The 2,094-nt window shown below is 68.7% G+C and carries 4 protein-coding genes; 2 read left to right on the forward strand and 2 right to left on the reverse strand.

What is annotated here, in order from left to right; all coding sequences use genetic code 11:
- Positions 1-88: 88 nt before the first annotated feature.
- Both DKT69_RS37555 and DKT69_RS37560 read left to right on the forward strand, forming a co-directional pair.
- Entirely contained in the window at positions 89-595 is a 507-nt protein-coding gene (locus DKT69_RS37555; protein ID WP_109806091.1) for a hypothetical protein, read from the forward strand.
- Positions 596-832: 237 nt separating this feature from the next.
- On the forward strand, positions 833-1,093 hold the full coding sequence (locus DKT69_RS37560; RefSeq protein ID WP_109806092.1) for a hypothetical protein: 261 nt from the start codon (positions 833-835) through the stop codon (positions 1,091-1,093).
- Positions 1,094-1,696: 603 nt separating this feature from the next.
- On the opposite strand, the gene DKT69_RS38755 is transcribed toward DKT69_RS37560, so the two are convergent.
- On the reverse strand, positions 1,697-1,861 hold the full coding sequence (locus tag DKT69_RS38755) for a hypothetical protein (RefSeq protein ID WP_161558029.1): 165 nt from the start codon (positions 1,859-1,861) through the stop codon (positions 1,697-1,699).
- A gap of 10 nt (positions 1,862-1,871) precedes the next feature.
- Positions 1,872-2,094: transposase family protein (locus tag DKT69_RS37565; RefSeq protein WP_146231330.1), on the reverse strand; the 223-nt coding region annotated here is incomplete at its 5' end.

Raw genomic sequence — 2,094 nt, forward strand, 5'->3', positions numbered from 1 at the left:
GCCGGCGGCTCGGTCTCCTACCGCCGCACCGGCCGCCTCCGCGGCCGGTCAGGTAGGCGCCACGAGGCGCCGGAAAGACAGGTGCGCCATGTTCCAGGAGAATCGCCGTCGCGCGGTGCCCGACCGGTCCGTTGAGTTGTCCCGCGAGGACACGGGCTGGGTCATCACGGCCCGGTGGCACAGCGACGTCGGACCGGCCGGCATCAACGGACCGGACGAGGTCGTCATCCGGGTCGCCGATGACGCGGCGCCCGAGGTCCGGGAGCGCGGCATCACGTCGGCGGTCCTGCACCCGATGGGACGGCAGGTCGACGACATGGTGGCCGAGTTCCACGTGCTGCCGAGCGTCGGGGCGTACCAGGTGATGGTGCGCCGCTACATCGAGGGCCGGCTCGCCGAGCTCGCCCGGGAACGGGGTGCGGAAGCCGACGGCTTCGAGTCCGACCTGCTCGCCGTCTTCGTCGACCTGGCCGGTCGCGGACACGCCGACCCGCTCGGGTCGCTCGCCACGGCGACGGGCAGGTCGCAGGAATCCCTCAACTCGCTGCTCGACGTCGCCCGTAAGCGCAACCGTCACTACCGGCGCTCCGAGTGATCGACGCGGCCGCTCTGACCTCGGTCCCCGCGCCCTGGTTCGGCTACCCGTCTCACGTGCCGCGATCCAATCACTCGCCCTGGTCGAGCTGGACGCTGCCATACGGCGACCAACCAGAGGAGCGTTAATGACCCGTCAGCCGGTTCCCCGGCCGTGGAGCGTGCGATAGCCAAGGTGCAAGATGCATCGCCCCGCTGGGCTTGCTGTTCGCAACTTCTCAACTCAGATAGGACCACAATGGGCTGGATCAACAACGCCAAGGCCAACGAAGCCGGCAAGCATGCCCGGGAGTCGCTCGCAAAGGGCAACCACATCCTGGTCTACAAGATCATCGAGGCGACCACGAACAGCCGTGTAACTGCGCCCATGAGCGGCGTCGCCGAACAGATTCAGGCCATTGAGGCGGAAGGATGGATGCTGGCCAACATGGCCGCCGCCGAAGGCAAGGCCATGACCAGTGAGCGGACAGCGCTCGTCTGCGTTTTCCGGCGGCGCTGAGCGGGGGTCAACACGTCTAGGTTCGGCCGAGCGGGCCAGGCTCAGCGGGCTTCTTGGATGTCGGCGCGGTGTTTGTAACGGATGCGGAGCCGCTTGAAGTCGCGGGGCAAGGCAGAGCCGCGTTCGACGATTCACTGCCGCCGGCCGAGGCCGGAGCCGTACGGGTGACCGCAGCGGGCGATGACCACACCTCTTCTGCAACCTCATGGCCCCCTCCCCGACCCGCGCTGACCGGCGAGCGCGGTCCATCCCGGACTTGGGGACCTTGGCCGACCTTAAGCGGCAGCAGCCCGACACCGAGACAATGCCGGCCAGGCCCGTAGTGCGATTGCCCACGATTCGCAGGGCGTACGGGCGACGGTCAGGGCGTCTTCGAGGACCAGGCGGCCAACACGGCCCAGCGCCAGGCCGCCGCAGGAGGCCGCAGGAGCACGCTTGTCAGACTGGACCGCACGCGTCCGTCCAGGCGATGGCCGCGTCATCGAATCCGCCCGTTGACGCGGCCGGCGCCGCCAAGACCGACCTCACTCAGGAACTTCCGGTCGAACTCCGCGACCGTGTAGAGGGTCGCGGAGCGCAAGGTCAGGGCGCTCCCCCACCGACTCAAAGGCCCCGCAGCGCTGCCTCGACCCCGGACCGCATCACGTCTCCGACGTCGCCACCCTCGACGTACAGGGTCACGGTCACCCCGGGGTGCAGGGCGACGGGGAAGCTCGGGCTCAGCGGCGCCAGCAGCCCGCCAGCTTGGTCCGCCCCGTCTTGGTCCACTGAAGTGATCTCAACAAGATTTGGTTAGGTATCGGTATTCGAAGTGGGTGAGATGGAGCGCGGCGCGGACGACGTCGCCGGTTTTTCGTGGGCTGGCGGTGGTGTCGCGCAGGGTGCGCCAACGGCCGGTCAGGATCGCGAAGCCGCGTTCTCCGAGGCACCGCATCGATCGAAGGGCAGCGTTGTAGGCGCGGTTGTCGACGGCGAGGCGGCGCCCGTCAGCCGGCTGCTTG

Origin of the sequence: Micromonospora sicca, from assembly GCF_003172935.1 — a bacterium.
Classification (GTDB): domain Bacteria; phylum Actinomycetota; class Actinomycetes; order Mycobacteriales; family Micromonosporaceae; genus Micromonospora; species Micromonospora sicca.